The 17990-nt window shown below is 39.3% G+C and carries 15 protein-coding genes; 11 read left to right on the top strand and 4 right to left on the bottom strand.

Features of this window, described 5'->3' with window-relative positions; translation table 11 throughout:
- Nucleotides 1-2294, top strand: a 2294-nt coding sequence (locus BB781_RS12390; protein WP_094228797.1) for an ATP-binding protein, incomplete at its 5' end; no start/stop codon positions are given.
- 10 nt (nucleotides 2295-2304) lie between these two features.
- Here the strand turns inward: BB781_RS12390 and alaXM are convergent.
- Nucleotides 2305-3018, bottom strand: a complete 714-nt coding sequence (alaXM, locus tag BB781_RS12385; RefSeq protein WP_094228796.1) for an alanyl-tRNA editing protein AlaXM — start codon at nucleotides 3016-3018, stop codon at nucleotides 2305-2307.
- A gap of 169 nt (nucleotides 3019-3187) precedes the next feature.
- Here alaXM and BB781_RS12380 point away from each other — a divergent pair, with 169 nt between their 5' ends.
- On the top strand, nucleotides 3188-4312 hold the full coding sequence (locus tag BB781_RS12380; RefSeq protein ID WP_094228795.1) for an RNA-guided endonuclease InsQ/TnpB family protein: 1125 nt from the start codon (nucleotides 3188-3190) through the stop codon (nucleotides 4310-4312).
- Nucleotides 4313-4494: 182 nt separating this feature from the next.
- The gene (locus BB781_RS12375; protein ID WP_094228794.1) at nucleotides 4495-5808 is read left to right on the top strand and encodes an MFS transporter; all 1314 of its coding nucleotides are present in this window, start codon (nucleotides 4495-4497) and stop codon (nucleotides 5806-5808) included.
- Between the two features lie 56 nt (nucleotides 5809-5864).
- On the opposite strand, the gene BB781_RS12370 is transcribed toward BB781_RS12375, so the two are convergent.
- Nucleotides 5865-6062, bottom strand: coding sequence for an MM0924 family protein (locus tag BB781_RS12370; protein WP_094228793.1), 198 nt, complete (start codon nucleotides 6060-6062; stop codon nucleotides 5865-5867).
- A gap of 177 nt (nucleotides 6063-6239) precedes the next feature.
- Here BB781_RS12370 and hsp20 point away from each other — a divergent pair, with 177 nt between their 5' ends.
- The 5 genes from hsp20 (at nucleotide 6240) to BB781_RS12345 (ending at nucleotide 12420) form a co-directional block, all read left to right on the top strand.
- A complete protein-coding gene (hsp20, locus tag BB781_RS12365; protein ID WP_094228792.1) occupies nucleotides 6240-6779 on the top strand; it encodes an archaeal heat shock protein Hsp20 in 540 nt (179 codons plus the stop codon).
- A 125-nt stretch (nucleotides 6780-6904) separates the two neighbouring features.
- On the top strand, nucleotides 6905-9655 hold the full coding sequence (locus BB781_RS12360) for a PAS domain S-box protein (protein ID WP_094228791.1): 2751 nt from the start codon (nucleotides 6905-6907) through the stop codon (nucleotides 9653-9655).
- Between the two features lie 128 nt (nucleotides 9656-9783).
- Nucleotides 9784-11286, top strand: a complete 1503-nt coding sequence (locus BB781_RS12355) for a homocysteine biosynthesis protein (protein ID WP_094228790.1) — start codon at nucleotides 9784-9786, stop codon at nucleotides 11284-11286.
- Nucleotides 11287-11288: 2 nt separating this feature from the next.
- A complete protein-coding gene (locus BB781_RS12350) occupies nucleotides 11289-11684 on the top strand; it encodes a 4Fe-4S binding protein (protein WP_094228789.1) in 396 nt (131 codons plus the stop codon).
- A 22-nt stretch (nucleotides 11685-11706) separates the two neighbouring features.
- Nucleotides 11707-12420: a UPF0280 family protein gene (locus BB781_RS12345; RefSeq protein ID WP_094228801.1), complete on the top strand. Its 714-nt coding sequence runs from the start codon at nucleotides 11707-11709 to the stop codon at nucleotides 12418-12420.
- A 247-nt stretch (nucleotides 12421-12667) separates the two neighbouring features.
- On the opposite strand, the gene BB781_RS12340 is transcribed toward BB781_RS12345, so the two are convergent.
- Nucleotides 12668-13438 carry an SDR family NAD(P)-dependent oxidoreductase gene (locus BB781_RS12340; protein WP_094228788.1) on the bottom strand — a complete coding sequence of 257 codons (771 nt, stop codon included), beginning with the start codon at nucleotides 13436-13438 and terminating at the stop codon, nucleotides 12668-12670.
- A gap of 291 nt (nucleotides 13439-13729) precedes the next feature.
- Nucleotides 13730-13906, bottom strand: a complete 177-nt coding sequence (locus tag BB781_RS15810) for a hypothetical protein (protein WP_164997878.1) — start codon at nucleotides 13904-13906, stop codon at nucleotides 13730-13732.
- A gap of 1353 nt (nucleotides 13907-15259) precedes the next feature.
- Between BB781_RS15810 and BB781_RS12335 the strand changes: the two genes are divergently transcribed.
- From BB781_RS12335 to BB781_RS12325, 3 genes are all read left to right on the top strand, one after another.
- Nucleotides 15260-15601 (top strand): hypothetical protein, encoded by a 342-nt coding sequence (locus BB781_RS12335; protein ID WP_094228787.1) that lies wholly within the window; start codon nucleotides 15260-15262, stop codon nucleotides 15599-15601.
- Nucleotides 15602-15866: 265 nt separating this feature from the next.
- Nucleotides 15867-17315, top strand: a complete 1449-nt coding sequence (locus BB781_RS12330; protein WP_094228786.1) for an alpha-amylase — start codon at nucleotides 15867-15869, stop codon at nucleotides 17313-17315.
- 77 nt (nucleotides 17316-17392) lie between these two features.
- Nucleotides 17393-17797 carry a phosphate-starvation-inducible PsiE family protein gene (locus tag BB781_RS12325; protein WP_094228785.1) on the top strand — a complete coding sequence of 135 codons (405 nt, stop codon included), beginning with the start codon at nucleotides 17393-17395 and terminating at the stop codon, nucleotides 17795-17797.
- Nucleotides 17798-17990 lie beyond the last annotated feature (193 nt).

Here is a 17990-nt window from a genome sequence, read left to right as displayed (position 1 = left end):
CAAAATTCCTGCCTTTTTCTATAGCACAAAAAGAACTTTTCCACGATGTTTATGGAAGGTCCTTTGTCTTCCTTGGCTTCCTTTTATTTGGCATGACAATTTCAAAAATGGCTAACAAATGTCAGTCTGCTGAAAGTGAACTGCTCTCACAGTTGAAATTTGAAAATATTGTAGCAGAGATATCTTCACATTTCATTGGAAAGAAATCAGAGCATATTGACAATGGCATATACCTTTCCCTTAAAAAAATAGCTGAGTTTGCAGATGTTGATCGCAGTTACCTTATACTTTTCCCATTATACCGGTCCGAAAATGATACCGTCTACGAATGGCATGCAGAGCACGTTGAAAATAGCCATACTGATAATCTTCCTGGCAGGAATTTTCCCTGGTGGATGGAAAAACTTGAGAATCCGGAGATCGTCCACGTATCTGATGTATCAAAACTACCACCTTCAGCAAGCATGGAAAAGGAAGCTTTGCAAAAAGCAGGCATCAGGTCCACACTTTCACTTCCTCTGATATCTAATTCCCGGTTAATTGGTGTTCTGGGTTTTGATTCTTTCACCCGGAATAAATCCTGGCCTCCAAACTATATTAAACTAATGAGAATCGTTGGCGATATTTTTGTAGACACTATAGAAAGAAAAAACGTGGAAGAGTCCGTTCTGAAGCACAAGGAAAGACTTGCAAGGGCACAGGAAATATCGCACACAGGAAGCTGGGAAATAGACCTGCGGACAAAAAAGCATTTCTGGTCTGAGGAAATGTACCGCATAATGGGTTTTTCCCCTTACGAAATAGCTATAAACAGAGATACTTATTTAAACCTCATCCATCCAGATGACCAGGTTTTATTCAATTCCTGTGTTAACAAAGCTCTTTCCATTCCGGGTTATAGATTCAATGTGAAAACCAGGGTTATAAAGAAAAGTGGCTCAATATGCATCCTGCATTCCCTTGGTGAAGTAACATGGGATAACAAAGGCAAAAAAATGCTCTTTCAGGGAACAACCCAAGATATTACTGACATATCTCTTGCTCAGGAAGACCTTCAGAGAAAGAACCGCAATCTTCTCATTCTGCAATCCACAGCTATGATAGCCGCCAGTTCACTTGAACTCAGAGATTTTCTGGAGGATATCCTTAAAGAGATCATTTCTTATGTAGGATGTGATCACGGTTTAATTTACCAGTTTAATTCTCCAGACCAGAGTTTCAGACTTTGTTCTTCAAACGGATTCAAAGATGATGCATTAAAAGATGAAGTTCAATGTATCCTCCCGGATGATCCTTTATTCCGGATAGTACCCCATACGAAACATACATGGGTTGCAGAAAAAGTAAATGATATTTCAGGCAGTTTGAAAAAGCTGATCTTAAAAGAAAATGTTGAGAGATTTGTTTTTGTTCCTGTAATCTCCAGGGAAGATCTTGTTGGCATAATATTACTATTCCCTGAGCCTGGAGCTATTATCTCAGACAATGACCTGGAAATACTTGGTAATGTAGGTCACCAGGTTGGAATAACAGTGGAAAATATCCGCCTTCTTGATGAAACCCGGAAAGCCTATGAAGAACTAAAATCTCTTGACAGGATGAAAGATGAATTCGTAGCCAATATAACTCACGAACTTAAAACACCCCTCATTTCCATAAAAGGATATAGTGAGGTAATTTATGAAGGGCTTCTTGGTGAATTGAATGAGAAACAAAAGCAGTGCATGAAAGTCGTTGTTTCTAATTCTGAACGCCTGGAGCGATTGATAGAATCTCTGCTTAACATGAATTCCCTTTATTTTGAAAAATACCATGTTTTCTCGCCCATTCACCTGAAAGATGTTCTTGACAATGCTATTACCAGTCTTTCCATGAGGATAGAGGAAAAGGACATTCATGTGAATGAAGAATATACCTTTGATATGAACCTTGTATACGGTAACTGCGAATTTCTGAAATACCTCTTCGTATATATACTGGACAACGCAATAAAATTCTCACCAAGAGGTTCTGAAGTATCTGTATCTGCCCAGGAAGATGACGAGAATATACACATCACCGTCATTGACAAGGGAATAGGCATTCCTCAAAATTGCATGGACCGGATATTTGACAGGTTCTATCAGGTGGATGGTTCAGCTACCCGCATATACGGAGGTAACGGACTTGGTCTCTATCTTTCAAAGAATATAGTAGAACTGCATTCTGGGACAATTAAGATTGAAAGTGAGGAAGGCGCTGGTACAGTCGTACACGTGTCCATTCCTCTGTTTAACCCTGATATTCACAAATAGGGAACTAATGTTAGTTACTTCTGAATTGGAAGTATATTCTCCTGTTGTTCTTTCCCTTATTTTCGGCTTTGATTATTTCTATATGGGGTATATCCCCGGTATTTGCCATGTGAGTGCCACCGCATGCCTGTGTGTCGACTTCGGGGATGATTATGACTCTGATATCCTCGATCTCGGGAGGGAACGCGTCCTTGAGTTTCACTACAGAAGGTATCCTGAACGCTTCCTCCCGCGGCATAATATCAATTCTCACGGGCATCTTACGGTCTATTATCTCATTGACTTTATCCTCATAGGATCTGATCTGCTCCCGGTCAAAGTCCTCAAGATTGAAATCCACACGGGTCTTATCCTCGCCAAGCTGGTTGCCTGATATCTTTGCTCCGGTCTCGTTGTGTATTATGGCACTCAGTATATGGCATGCTGTGTGATATTGCATGAACAGATACCTCCTGTCCCAGTTAATAATGCCCTTTACCTTATCACCGGTTTTCAGTCCCGGCACTGTGACTTCATGGCTGATATCGCCATCGAATTTTGCTACACCGGTCACAGGGAATTCAGCTCCGTCTTCTCTGACGAGCATTCCTGTATCATTGGGCTGGCCACCGGAATTTGGATAGAATGCTGTTCTGTCAAGTACTACGAATTTATCTTCCTTGACACTTTCAACAGTTGCATCGAACTCTTTCAGGTAACAGTCAGTAAGGTATAATTCTTTCATAGATACAGGTAAATGTCCTTATCAGATTAATTTTTTGGTTTTTACGATTAACGGGGTGTAGGGGTAGAGAAGGCCCACTGCTTTAGCTGTGGGATGAATCGTACCCAACTCTTTAATTAATCTAATGTTATCACAAATTTCTTAAGCAATTAAAGCATAAGAAAGTATAATGCGTAAGACATACAAGTTCCGTATCTATCTGAATAAATCACAACAAAAGCAGATGGTGCGGAGCTTAGAGATATGCAGACAAGTGTACAATCGTACTTTAGCGGAACGAAAAACTGCTTATGAAGAAAGGGGAGAAACATTATCGAAATATACTCTCAATAAACTACTTCCTGAATGGAAAAAAGAGAATCCTGAGTATAAAGAAGTGTTCTCTCAAACCCTTCAGGAAGTACAGGAAAGAGTAGACCTTGCCTTTAAGCACTTTTTCAGACGTGTAAGGAACAGAGAAAAGCCCGGATACCCTCGATTCAAAGGCAACGGTTGGTACGACAGCTTCACTTATCCTCAAATGGGATTTAAACTCGATGGAAACCTGTTATACCTTTCTAAAATCGGAAATGTCCGTGTAAAAGTACATCGAAAAGTCGAAGGTGACATTAAAAGGATCATTGTCAGACGCTCCGCATGCAAAAAGTGGTACGTTTCCATAATAACAGAATGTGAAGATATAGAAATCCCAGAACAAACTATAGAACACGTTGTAGGCATTGACGTCGGGTTATCGAATTTCGCTACATTGTCCGATGGTACAGCAATACCAAATCCTCGCTTTTTCCGTCTGGAAGAAAAAGAACTCGCAAAGGCTCAACGAAAGTTATCCAAAGCCGCAAAAGGTTCTTCTGAACGTAAAAAAGCTATAAGGGTAGTACAAAGAGTGCATGAAAGAATCACAAACAAGCGTTATGATCTCATTCATCAATTAAGCAGACAATTGGTAGATGAATATTCCTTCATTGCCTTTGAGGACCTGAGCATCAAAAACATGCTTAAAAATCATTGTCTTGCAAAGAGTATATCAGATGCCTCATGGAACATGTTAATCGCCGCAACAAAGTACAAGGCTGAAAGTGCTGGTTCTTTAGTTGCATTTGTTAACCCTGCGAATACTTCTAAGATGTGCTCAAGGTGTGGTCTGTTGGTTGGAAAAACATTATCAGATAGAACACACAAATGTAATAGCTGTGGTCTGGTCTTAGACCGTGACCACAATGTGGCTATCAACATTCTCAGATTGGGATTGCAATCTGTCGGTATCAAATTCGTAGAAGCCCACGTACTTTAGTCGTGGGAACAGTCACAGAAAACCTATTACAACCAGAGCCATATATTCGAACAGAATCTAAAGGAACAAAAGAATTATCAGTCTGGGAGAATGAAAGCTGATCTCCAGATAACTATCCTTTGCGTATTCTGCAAAGTCACAAAAACATCATATAATAGCCGTACCCTAAAAATATAGGGAAAATGACCGACAAAGGAGAAAAAAAAGTACCTATCTACCCTCTTCTTCTGGTGAACTTTATAGGCACCATGGGGATCAGTTTAGTCCTCCCTTTCCTCATTTTTCTTGTTGAACGGTTCGGGGGCAACGCGCTGATATATGGCATTATTTCCTCAATGTATCCTTTCTTCCAGTTGATAGGCTCACCGTTATTGGGGCGATGGTCCGACATCTACGGGAGGAAAAAGGTGCTTTTTCTCAGCCAGGCAGGTACGCTTCTCTCATGGATAATTTTCTTCATTGCTCTCTTTGTACCGGTAGTTGTGCTGGCAGATGTAAGTTCCGGCATCCTGGGTAGTTTTGTAATTACTGTACCACTAATTCTTCTTTTCATTGCAAGAGGATTTGACGGACTTACCGGAGGTAACGTTTCCGTTTCAAATGCATATATTGCCGATATTACTGAGGACAAGGACAGGAGTAAGAACTTCGGAAAAATGTCTGTTTCCACAAACCTTGGTTTTATAGTAGGGCCTGCAATTGCCGGAATTCTCAGTGTGACAATATATGGAGAAGCTCTGCCAGTGCTTGCAGCCATTCTCATATCCCTTACCGGTACCATCCTGATAGCTCTCTATGTCCCGGAATCGCTCAGGTGTGTTTCAAAGCACAAGCCCCCAGAGGAATTACCAATGTTGGCTGATAAGCCAGGAGGATGTGCTAATACCACGACCATGCAAAAACAGAAGTTCAGGGATGTAATGGGTTTGAAGCACATACCTTACTTGTTCCTTATCTATTTCCTCATCTTCCTTGGTTTTAATACCTTCTATACGGCTTTTCCCGTGCACGCAGCAAATGATCTGCAATGGAGCATTGCCGAGCTTGGTTTCTATTTCTCTTTCCTGAGCATCCTGCTTGTGATAGTTGAAGGCCCGGTACTATCATACGTTTCCAAAAGGTACTCTGACACTTTTTTGATAATATCAGGAAGCCTTATACTTGGAAGCAACTTTGTACTGCTGGCATTTGGTAATACGCTTCTAACATATGCTGCAGCGGTACTTTTCGCAATTGGCAATGGTTTCATGTGGCCATCTATTCAGTCCATGTTATCAAAACTTGCAGGAAAAGATAATCAGGGACTTGTCCAGGGAGTTTCAGGCAGTTTTGTGAGCATTGCCAGCATTCTGGGACTTATTGGTGGCGGTTTTATATATGAACTCATGGGAAGAGGGGCATTCATAGTGTCTGCACTTATTATATATCTTGTATTTGCGCTCTCTCTGCGTCTTCGTTCTTATGACGTTTCAATGAATGAGCATGCTCCTGAATAGATCAGGCAAGAAAATGGAAAAAAAATAAAAACCAGTAATCAAATAAAAACCAGTAATCAGTTCACACCTGTCTGTTCACCCGGCTGGATGCTTATTATCTTGCTGAGGGATATGTGTGAATAACGCTGGTTTGTAATCTCAAGTGTCAAAACCCCGTCATTACATGCTTTTACCTTTCCGCGGAATGTAAGTATTCCTCCACAATAAACGGAAACATCTTTTCCCATGAAATTTTTAAGAATAAACGATTGCATTTTGCTCCCTGCCAATAACTGCCAATTATTAATACCATCTGATTAATTTTTAATATATGTGTTGATTGGATGTATTAAGTATCCGGATATTAATTTTAACATGTTCCAAAAGGATGAAATAGTTGCCAAAAGATAAATAGTGCAAATTCCATCTACCTACCAAAGCGGTGTTTACCAATGGCTGATAAAAAGAAAAAGCGAGGTTTTTTTGATGATATCTTTGATGAAGGTAACTTTAATGATATCGATGATATTATAGAACATATGATGGAACGATTTGGCCTTAACCTCGATGATTTTGAGAAGCAACCATTTTTCTATGGCTTTTCCGTAACCAGACATCCCGGAGAGGAACCTGAGATCAGGGAATTTGGAAATATTTTCCCGGACGATGAGGATGAGGATGATTTCGAGTCTGGAAAACAGCATTTCAGGGTTAACGAAAGAAAACCTTTGATGGATGTATTTGAAATAGACGATAAGATTCACGTAATGGTAGAGCTTCCAGATGTGAAAAAAGATCATATTGATCTGGATGTTACTGAAACATTGCTTAAGCTGAAGGCACAGGCTGATGATATGTCTTACTCTGAAAGCATCGAGCTTCCTTCAAGTGTTGATCCCGATACTGCAAAAGCAACATATCACAACGGTGTCCTTGAGGTTGTTATGGATATTAAAGAGCTGGGCGTGGCTCGTTCAATTAACATTGAATAGTTTTCTTCACATTTTTCTTTATTTATTCTTCTTTTATATTTTCGTATTAATTTGTTACCGAAATGTATATATGTTCTACATATAATCAATATTTGGATTTTTAGAATAGGTCATTGGGAGTAATAATGTCTGCTCATTCAGGGGGAATGAATGTCAAATCCAGTATTATGCCAGAAATGTTACAGTTTGCTGATCCAGATATATTTTCCAGGCTGGAAATAGGAGTCATGTGTCTGGATAAAAGTGATAAAGTTCTCTGTTATAACAAAGTATTTCAGGCCCTTACAGGAACTATGGCTGAGGAGGTTATCGGTAAGTACCTACAAAATCTGACTTCAACCATGTTGCAGGAATATTCCGGGTTGTTCGATTACCTGCTTTTAATGAAGCAGACAGGTAATCCCAATGAACAAGGTTCTGTGAAAATAGTAGCGCATGATGGCTGTCTGAAATATTTATCATGTGAGTTCATTCCATATACAGAGGATGGAGGTTACTATAATGGCACGTTATTTCTATTGAAAGATGAAACTATAAAAACAATTTGTTCAAATAAATGTTTGTTTGCTGATGTTGAACTTGACACTTCTCATCTTCCATTTGTGTCATTTCTGCGGAAAAAGGATGATATGTGGTCTGTAGAATATGTATCAGAAAATGTAGTTCAGTTCGGTTATAATCCTGAAGACTTCATATCCGGAAAATTTTCATATGCAGATATTATACACCCTGAACATCTGGAAAGTGTCAGAAATGCAGTTGATTTGTGCACCGGGGATCATTTCTCGAAAGAATATATGCTCTTAACCTCAAAAGGGGAATCTCGCTGGGTTCTTGAAAGGTCATATGCTGTTCATGATGAATACACTAAAATAACCCATTTTCACGGTGCTATTCTCGATATTGATGACAGGAAAAAATATGAAAAGGAACTGGAAAGTGTGAACCATCAGGAAAGATCCCTTTCAAAACTGTGTAAAAAAGCTATTTCCTGCAATGATGTACATGCCATTATGAACTACACAGTGAAGCTTGTAGCCAATACCCTTGATATGCAGTATTGCACGATCATGGAACAGCTCCCAGATGAACGTTTTCTTCTCAGGTACGGATACGGAATAAGCGACATGTGCATCGGTTCGGTTGTTGTAGACAAAAATGAAGGATCTCAGGCAGGCTATACTATATTTTCCGGCAGACCACTTATAATCACAGATCTTGGCAATGAAAATCGTTTTAAAGTCCCTAATTTTTTACATGAGCACGGAATTGTAAGTGGGATCAGCGTCATTATCGGGTGCAAAGAAAGGGCTTTTGGAACATTATGCGTGCAGACAAACAAAAAAAGAAAGTTTACAGAGCACGAAATTAATTTCCTTCAATCCGTTTCGGCCATACTGGCAGAAACTATCGGGTTGCGTGAGACATTTAATTCATTAGAACTGTATCGGACCCTGATGACCCAGTCCAATGATTATATCTTGGTCTTGGATATGGTATCTAAGAAGTTCATCTATGCGAGTGAGAAGATAATTCAGGACCTTGGTTATTCTGAATCTGAAATAATGGATCAGAGTATCTTAGAACCTGATTGTTTTATGAAAGGCCTTGATATGTTCGGTGCGATCCGGAAAGTGGCTGCTGAAGGCTTCTTATTGGCAGAAGCCGAATTCATGCGAAAAAACGGTACTTCTTTCCCGGTGGATATAAGTTTTTCATTTGTAAAGAATGACGGCAATATTTACATGGTGTTGATAGGGCGTGATATAACTGAAAGAAAGAAGGCCCACCAGATGCTAAAAGAATCTGAAAATAAATTGAGTGCGATATTTGATAATGCCAGTGACCTGATATGCCTTTCAGAGATTGATGGTACTATTATAGAAGTTAACAGGACAATGGAAAAACGTCTGTTTTATCCGAAAAGCGAATTAGTCGGAATGTCAATTGCAGATATAACTGCTCAAGATATTCGTTTTAAAGTGCCTGAACTTCTGAACGAGATAAAGGATAGAGAAATAATTACTGTGGAAATTGATATTCTTACAAAGAAGGGCGATTGTATTCCCATGGAGTTTAATGCCCAGTTGATCGAATACAATGGTAAAAAGCATCTTCTTTCTATAGGTCGCGACATAAATGAACGAAGGATACTGGAAAAAGCAATCCGGGAACATGCCGATAGACTTCAGTACTCCAATGAGATCAAAGACATGTTTGCTGATGTTACAAGTCATGATCTTATAAGCTCAGTCGCGTTGATAGAAGGGTTTGCAGAATATCTTTCTGGTATTGAGGATAATGAAGAGAAAAAGAGCATTATTGTCCATATAAGGAACAGTACTGATAAACTAAGAAAAACAATTGATGCAGCTTCGGTTTTTACAAGACTGAACAGTTCAGCAGACCTGGAACTTGAGACACTTGATCTTCGGTTTGTTTTTTATAATTCGATCGTAAGACTTGGCGATAAAGTTCTGAATAATGACATTATACTAAATGCTCCCGAGTCATGTCCTGCCTATGTCAATCCAATTGTAGAGGAGGTCTTTTTCAACCTGATCTCCAATGCCTTGAAATACTCTCCAAGTGGCGCTGAGGTAATTGTGAACATAACTGAGGCAGGCGGCAAATGGAAGGTCAGCGTATCAGATTCTGGTCCGGGCATATCTGATGAAGACAAGCGGCAAATATTTGGCAGGTTCAGAAGGGCAGTTTCTTCCAAAATTGAGGGAAAAGGCCTTGGACTTGCAATATCTAAAATGGCAATTAAGTGTCACGGAGAAGAACTGCATGTTATTGATAATGAGACTGGTAAGGGTAGTACTTTCTGGTTCACTGTCAGAATGGCTGATGGGCTTGAAAATTTTGAATGACAACTTTAATTAAGAATTGCAAATATAACCTCTGTCCATTATTCCTGCGTATGTTCTTTCAATACGAAATAACCATAAGTAATATATAGTTGCTAAAAAATTACTTTTGTGTTCCAGAGGTATGTCGAATGGTCAAAAAAACAATTCATGAAATCAACGGTAGGATTAGGGATGGGAGTGTCAACGTAGTTACTGCCGAAGAAATGGTTCACATCGTAGGTGAACTTGGTGCCGAAGATGCTGCAAAGGAAGTTGATGTAGTAACTACCGGGACTTTCGGTGCGATGTGCTCATCAGGTGTCTGGTTAAACTTTGGTCATTCGGAACCTCCGATCAAGATGCAAAAAGTGTTTTTGAATGATGTTGAAGCTTACACAGGTGTTGCTGCTGTTGATGCTTTCATCGGGGCTACACAGTTATCCGAGTCTCTTGGTATGGATTACGGCGGTGCCCATGTAATAGAAGATCTAATCCGGGGAAAATCCATTCACCTGCATGCGGTATCTCACGGAACTGACTGTTATCCGCGAAAAGTGCTCGATACTAACCTGACACTTGAGGATATGAATCAGGTCATAATGATGAATCCTCGTAATGCATACCAGAAATACAATGCTGCAACTAACAGCACCAAGAGCACCATACATACTTACATGGGTTCTTTACTCCCTTCGTTTGGCAATGTGACCTATTCAGGTGCCGGTGTCCTTTCACCGCTTTCCAACGATCCTGATTACATGACAATTGGTACCGGAACAAGAATATTTCTGGGTGGTGCCCAGGGCTACATAACAGGCCAGGGGACTCAACATTCTTCTGGAGGTGGATTTGGAACTCTTATGGTTCAGGGAGACCTTAAGAAAATGAATCCTGATTATATAAGAGCGGCAAACTTCACAGGTTATGGCACTTCCCTTTATGTTGGAATGGGTGTTCCGATCCCCATACTCAACGAGCAGATGGCACAGGCCACTGCTGTGACGGATGCCGGGGTTACTACAAAGATCCTGGATTATGGAATCCCCAGCCGGGACAGGCCTTCATTACGTGATGTGACATATGAGGAACTGCGCAGTGGTTATGTTGATATCGATGGACGCGATGTCCCGACATCTTCCCTTTCAAGCTTCAAAAAATCAAGAATTATAGCATCCGAGCTTAAGGAATGGATATTTAGAGGTGAGTTCTTTGTGTCACTACCTGCTGAAAGGCTTCCAAAGGATATATCTGCCAAACCGATGAAGCAGACAGAAGGTATTGCCCTTGTTTCCGATATCATGGCAGTCAGTGTTGTAACAATTGCCAAGAATGCCAGTGTTTATGATGCTGCAAAGACTATAATGGACACCGCTTTTAACCATCTTCCTGTTGTCAATGATGATAATACACTTGTTGGGATTGTAACTGCCTGGGATATTTCAAAGGCAGTCTCACAGAATAAATTTGATCTTGTGGAAGGTATCATGACCCGTAAGGTCATAACAGCCACTGCAGATGAAAGAGTGGCTGTTGTTGCGAGAAGGCTGGACCAGAATTCCGTTTCTGCAATGCCTGTGATCAATAAGGAAAGGCATGTCATAGGTATGATCACAAGTGATGATATCAGCAAACTATTTGCCAGGAGGTCATAATTTTGAAAATAAAGATCAATATTTCAAGTGATATACTCATAAAGCCAATTATAGCAGAATCAATACTTGAAACCGGCGTCCTGCTAAATATATCCCAGGCTCATTTTGACCGCTCACGTGGTGAGGTCGTTGCTGATGTGGCCGATGATAAATTTGACCTGATGTGTAAATCACTAACAAATAAAGGTGCCAGGGTCTCGAAACTGGATACTCCCATAAAATGGGACGAGAACGAGTGTGTAGAATGTGGTGCCTGTATTTCAGTATGCCCTACTAAGGTATTCTCCCTGGACGCTGATTTCAGTTTGCTTGTGGATGAAGCAAAATGCATCCAGTGCGGAACCTGTGTTGATATGTGCCCTCACAAAGCCCTGTCACTTGGAAATAACAACAAATAATACTTCCTTTTTTCATTGTACCATGAAAGAACATTTCAGGTTGAAAGAAACCATTGTAACTATCCAGGCCGATATTCCTTTTTACATAGAATTGGCTCGCGGGTCTATAAGGATACATCGCAGGGAGCTGGAATCTTACATTACTTCGGACCCGTTCTTCCAGAGCACCCTGGAGCCCTACGACATTAATGGCGACTTCCCCGAGGTTGTAAGGAGGATGGTTGATGCCGGAAATACGATGGGTATCGGTCCCATGAGTGCCGTTGCAGGTACGATCTCTGCCCTTGCCGTTGAAGCTATGGTGGATGCAGGTGCGAGTTTTGCAATGGTGGATAATGGCGGGGATATAGCCCTCATCAACGACCGCCCAGTGCTTATGGGAATCTACGCCGGTAATTCTCCCCTGAAGAACATTGGCTTTGTTATGGAGCCCAGGGATTCGATTACCGGCGTCTGTACTTCTTCAGGCAATGTCGGACCTTCCATCAGTTTCGGGATGGCAGATGCAGCCGTCGTATTTTCCGATAATGTTTCACTTGCAGACGCCGCGGCAACTGCTCTTGGAAATGCCACAGGTATTGGAAAAGAGGCTGTAGAACTTTCATTTGATGCTGTAAAGGATGTTGCAGGAATAAAAGGTGCAATTGTCATTCAAGACGAATATATGGGCTTCTGGGGCGATGTGCCTGAACTCCAAAGGGCTGATGTAAGGTATGAGTGTATCACAAAAGGGTAACGAAAGAAGAAAGAGGATATAAAGAAAGATTATGCCACCGGAGTGACATAAGGTATTTCCTCGTATGGCTGTATAACGACAAATCCTTCTTCTCTGAAAGCCATCTGCACACTTTCACCACTTTACCTGCCGACAAAAGTATAGTAATCAAACAAAAGAAGTTAAATTTAATTTATTGGTCCATAACCTTGACAGGTATGTCAAGGTCATTTTAGTTATTCTAATAGGATCTCGACAGAACTGATTATTATACAGCAGTCCATCCACCATCAACACAGATATCCTGTCCTGTCAAATAGCTAGAATTGTCAGATGCAAGGTATATTAGCAAACCATCCATCTCACCCGGTTTACCAATTCGTTTCATAGGACATCTTGACTCAATGAAATCCTTAAAACTATCATCAGAAACCATTTCCTTTGTCATTTCAGATTCAAAGAATCCAGGTCCTATGGCATTTACAGTAATTCCATATTTTGCCCACTCACCCGCTAGTGCTCGAGTAAGATTGGTTACTCCTCCTTTTGATGCATGATAGGAAGAGAGTGGATTTTGTGTATTTCCAATTACACCATACATTGAAGTTATGTTAATTATTCTTCCATGATTGCGTTCTTTCATCTTTCTGGCAACATGTTTTGCGAAGAAAAACACACCTCTAAGATTTGTATTAATTACTGTATCCCATTCTTCCCTAGTTACATCTTCTGCCTGTGCAAAAGAAGCGGTTCCTGCGTTATTTACCAGTATATCGATTTTCCCAAATTCTTCAAATGTACGTTGGACTACATTTATAATATCATCTTCGTTTAAAACATCACACTTTACTGTGAGACACTTTATGCCCATTTTCTCCAGTTCTACCTTAAGTGTTTCTAACTTCTCAACTCTTCTTGCTGCAATAGTAATATTTGCTCCGGCACTGGCTAATGCTTTAGCGAACTGTACCCCTAATCCACTGGAGGCACCAGTTACAATCGCAACTTTGCCAGTTAGATCAAATAAATTATTAACCATACACTACTTACCCCCACTTATAATTTGATCACATTTGCTATTTAACAGTTGATCCGTCTAAGATGCCACGTTGAAACCTACTGTTTATACTCACAGATATCAACAAACCCTTACGCTACCAGTTTGCACACTTCAAGCTTACTGCGACCCTTGTACTTTATATAAGTCTTAGTATCATCCATGTACTCAATGCCACACATTAATAGTTATTTATCTTGCGGCTTACGTCTGGAAAAAATAAAAACGTTTTTCACCTGCAAACGTCTTAATATTCAATAGCAGGAAATTAATTTACTTTTTTAAAGTAAGTGGTTTGCCGCAGCATTCGAATCCTGGATGTTCGGAATCGGTTTCTCCGGGTTTAAGGGATTCTCTACCTTCCTTGAGTACCTGCAGCTCAATTCCGCAAGTTTCGCACATGTAAATCTCCCCTTTCTTCATGTCGTGGCATGAAAGTTTATCTACCATCAACTCACCTCCCTATAATACTGGGAAACACTGATATAAATAAGTATTGAATTACATAGCAGTTACTCTGTCTCAGACCTGTTTCTATTTGCTTTTTTGGAGTTGTAGAAAAACTCTCTAAATCAGGTCCATGAGAGTGAAGAAAAATAAGTATATCAGATAAAACCATTCATCTGACCTTCTGCAGATGGCTTACAATTTTGCCAATTATCAGAATCACATGGATTTGTCAATTGATAATACTAAGATGTAATTATAGTTAAACACTCATGGTTTGTAACTTATGAGTGCTAAAATAGCATTCAATATGTCGTGAGATCAATACCATCAGTTTCAAAAAAATGGTTCTTAACGCTAAATAATAATAATATCATAATATAATAATAGTAATAATAATATAATAAAATTTAAGCCTCATATCTATAATGATATGCAGACACCCGCAAAAAAGATAATTATCAGTTTTTTCTGGGCATCTGCAGAAAAGGCAGAAATAATATTAGATCCAGAGCATTTATACGTCAGTAGTTGAAAGAATCTGTAGAAAACCTATTTTCTATTTTATTTAACTCACATTCCGCAGGTTGATAACAAAAGTTCATAATTTTGCTTGATGCTGTTTTTATAATATATTGTAATAATTATATGTTATACTTCCTCGGGGAATGCTATCAAAACGGGGCATTATAAAATAAATACAAATAAATCAATAAGAATCGGACTAGAAAAACGTTAGCAAGCAAAATTATTCAAAATGAATTAGTACCTGCGGAATGTGAGCTAGTTGTCAGAATTTCAGAGATTTGTCAGTCTACAGTGTTACGACGATTTCATAGATTACAAATTGATCGATATTAGTATGCATCCAACCTGAAAGAAGATATTTTTTTAGTACTGGACATCTGCAAAACATATGATAACGTTGTTGAAAATTATAAGGCCATTATAATTTGATAGCACGTTTAATGTTTTATTCAAATTATGTTAAATAAATAAACGATCATACTTATATAATGTTGAGAAAGAAATTCTGTCTCAATCGAACATGCGTGCGGATTGGGGACTGGGGAGTTCTAAAGCAATTGTGGGTTCTAAAGCTTATTTCAAAAGTCATTATCTGTTATTCATAAGATTAACGTAGGATTTTTGAAATAAGCGTAGAGAGAATGGTTTATTCATTAAGAAGATGTCATTTTCATAGGGGAATGGAAGCTGCAATCAATGGTGGACCACAAAGGGGAGGATGGCTCTTGCCCATCCTTCTATCGTTCTATATGAGATATATAAATGGTATTGTTAATTAAACATTGCTAACTCGGTTAGAGTTTTTGATTTATTAATGGGGGTTTTTATATGGACAAAATGACAAAAGTAGGTATTCTTGGAGCAGCTGCACTGATAGGTGTAGGATTAGCAGCTTTGTCTGAAGAAAGAATAAGGGATTTCGTTAAAGAAAAGGTTGATGCAGGTACTCTGAGCATGGAAGAGGGTAAGGCTTTGGCAGAAGATCTGGTTAGCGAAATCAATAAACAGAGACTTAGCCTGGAGAAGAACGTTGTTGAAAAGATACATACGATAGTCCTGAAAACTGATAAGGAACTCTCAGACCTTGAGGACAGGATCAAGGAACTCAAAATCAAGGAACTTGAAGCTGCGCTTGAAAAGATGAAGAACCAGCAGAAAAGTGCAGAATAAGACCTGATCAATACAATTAACTTATTGAAATGTTGCGTGATTTTGGCCAGCAACATGTTACTTTTTTAGTTATATATCATTAGGCAGCTTGCTTACGGACTTGTATATTCAAAAGAATGTAATGAAAGAGCAAGAGAATTATGGCTGCTTTAAAACGGTATGTTGTACTTGAAATGTCAACATTTGTTGGTTCTAAAATGCATGTCCAACATTCTCTACTCGCAGAATTACAAAAAGAAGGCTTATGGAGTAATGGTGGTAACTTATGAGAAACGGTATACTGATGCAATATTTTGAATATGCAATGGCAAATGATGGTCAACATTGGAAAAACTTAAAAGCTGACGCCCCTCATTTAAGTGAACTGGGGATTACGGCTGTTTGGATACCACCTTGTTTCAAAGGTACTTCTTCCAGTGATACAGGTTATGCTGTTTATGATCTATATGATTTGGGAGAATTTGACCAGAAGGGTACCGTAAGAACGAAGTATGGAACTAAAGATGAGCTGATCGAAGCTATTAATGCACTGCATGAAAACGGAATACAGGTATATGCTGACATAGTGCTTAACCATAAAGCTGGAAGCGATGAAACCCAGACCTTTAAAGTAATGGAAGTTGAAATTAACAATAGAACCAAAGTTATTTCAGAGCCTTATGATGTTAAAGGCTGGACTAAATTCACCTTCCCGGGAAGAAATAATAAATATTCTGATTTTAAATGGTCCTTTGAACATTTTACCGGTATTGATTACAATAACGCAAACGGGAAGACTGCCGTCTATAAAATTCTCGGAGACAACAAGGATTGGGCAGAGAATGTTGATAAAGACCTCGGCAACTTTGATTATTTAATGTTTGCAGATATTGATTTTAATCACCCGGACGTTAAAAATGAAATATACAAATGGTTTAAGTGGTTTGTAAATGAAACACGGATCGATGGTGTAAGAATTGATGCGCTCAAGCATATAAATCAGGATTTTATCAGAGGCTTCTTAAAGTTCATTAAAAATGAGCAGGGTGAAGAGTTCTATGTTGTAGGCGAGTATTGGCAATCAAACCATGAAGTATTAGACGATTATCTGGATATAGAAGAACATCTTCTGGATATGTTCGATGTTTCACTGCATTTTAACTTCTACAGGGCGTCTAAAGAGAGTAACAAGTTTGATATGAGGACAATTTTCGACAATTCATTAGTCCAGACCCATCCCCAGCTTGCAGTAACCTTTGTAGACAACCACGACTCACAACCGATGCAGGCATTAGAATCCTTTGTGGAGGATTGGTTCAAGCCGTTGGCATATGCATTGATCTTGTTAAGGAAGGATGGCTTCCCTGCGATATTTTTCGGGGATTACTATGGAATTGCTAATGTGGAAGAGTACATGCCAATTCGAAACGTTATTGACAATCTGATCCGGATCAGAAAAGAGAATGCCTACGGAACACAAGAGGACTACCTTGACCATGAAAATACGATCGGATGGACAAGGCTTGGAACCAAAGAGCATCCTGACGGCTGCGCCGTAGTATTAACTAACGGATCAGACGGAGAAAAGGAGATGTATGTAGGGAAGATCCATTCAGGTGAGATATGGATTGACCGTCTGGGCGATAATCCTGCAGAAGTAGTTATTGATGAACTCGGAAAGGGGGTATTTCAGGTTTCTGGAGGTTCGGTTTCCTGCTATACAAAAAAAGAATAGGACAAAAGCGTTAAAGAAGCTTTAATTGAACAAATTATAATGGGGGGAGTGAAATACGAGTTCATTACAAAACATATATGATAAGTCAGGATAAAATATTTAAGATAGTTATTGATTTAGTCACTATAGTCATCCTTTATATACTGCTACTGGCCCTATTTGTGGGGGTCATACATATCCTCCAGGATATCAACTCAATACTATTTGGGACTCTTGGGGGTGGTTTTGGTCAGATAGTATCCAGTGTCCTCACAATTTTTGTTCTGATTGATCTTTTCAAGACTTTTATTGATTATCGTGAACATCAAGAGATTAGAATTACATATGTAACCGATGCTACGATTTTGATAGTCATGCGTGAAATTGCGGTAGGGGTATATGCCCAAAGATTTGATTATCCATTTGTTCTAGGCCTCTCGATATTGTTGTTCTCATTAGGTATAATAAGAGCTCTGGCCGTCAAGTATCCAACCAAATTATGAGTACTTCCTCATATACGCTTAAAATTTGGGAACTAAGGTGGTATATGACGTATCGGCTATAGAAAACCTATCAAAATAGACATCAAGTAACTAAAGTAAGCAAATATTCTCAATATCTAGAAGCATATTTGCAAGTATTGTTAACTTTACTATCTCTTGAATTTCGAGGATTTCTACAGAGCCGAGATCAGCC

This window comes from Methanolobus psychrotolerans (assembly GCF_002243045.1).
In the GTDB taxonomy this organism is placed as follows: domain Archaea; phylum Halobacteriota; class Methanosarcinia; order Methanosarcinales; family Methanosarcinaceae; genus Methanolobus; species Methanolobus psychrotolerans.
This window is presented reverse-complemented; position numbering and strand designations above follow the sequence as displayed.

Coding starts and splice junctions, on each gene's coding strand:
- alaXM (WP_094228796.1), bottom strand. CDS start 3,018: ATGAAAGAATTATACCTTACTGACTGTTACCTGAAAGAGTTCGATGCA.
- BB781_RS12380 (WP_094228795.1), top strand. CDS start 3,188: ATGCGTAAGACATACAAGTTCCGTATCTATCTGAATAAATCACAACAA.
- BB781_RS12375 (WP_094228794.1), top strand. CDS start 4,495: ATGACCGACAAAGGAGAAAAAAAAGTACCTATCTACCCTCTTCTTCTG.
- BB781_RS12370 (WP_094228793.1), bottom strand. CDS start 6,062: ATGCAATCGTTTATTCTTAAAAATTTCATGGGAAAAGATGTTTCCGTT.
- hsp20 (WP_094228792.1), top strand. CDS start 6,240: ATGGCTGATAAAAAGAAAAAGCGAGGTTTTTTTGATGATATCTTTGAT.
- BB781_RS12360 (WP_094228791.1), top strand. CDS start 6,905: ATGTCTGCTCATTCAGGGGGAATGAATGTCAAATCCAGTATTATGCCA.
- BB781_RS12355 (WP_094228790.1), top strand. CDS start 9,784: ATGGTCAAAAAAACAATTCATGAAATCAACGGTAGGATTAGGGATGGG.
- BB781_RS12345 (WP_094228801.1), top strand. CDS start 11,707: ATGAAAGAACATTTCAGGTTGAAAGAAACCATTGTAACTATCCAGGCC.
- BB781_RS12340 (WP_094228788.1), bottom strand. CDS start 13,438: ATGGTTAATAATTTATTTGATCTAACTGGCAAAGTTGCGATTGTAACT.
- BB781_RS15810 (WP_164997878.1), bottom strand. CDS start 13,906: ATGGTAGATAAACTTTCATGCCACGACATGAAGAAAGGGGAGATTTAC.
- BB781_RS12335 (WP_094228787.1), top strand. CDS start 15,260: ATGGACAAAATGACAAAAGTAGGTATTCTTGGAGCAGCTGCACTGATA.
- BB781_RS12330 (WP_094228786.1), top strand. CDS start 15,867: ATGAGAAACGGTATACTGATGCAATATTTTGAATATGCAATGGCAAAT.
- BB781_RS12325 (WP_094228785.1), top strand. CDS start 17,393: ATGATAAGTCAGGATAAAATATTTAAGATAGTTATTGATTTAGTCACT.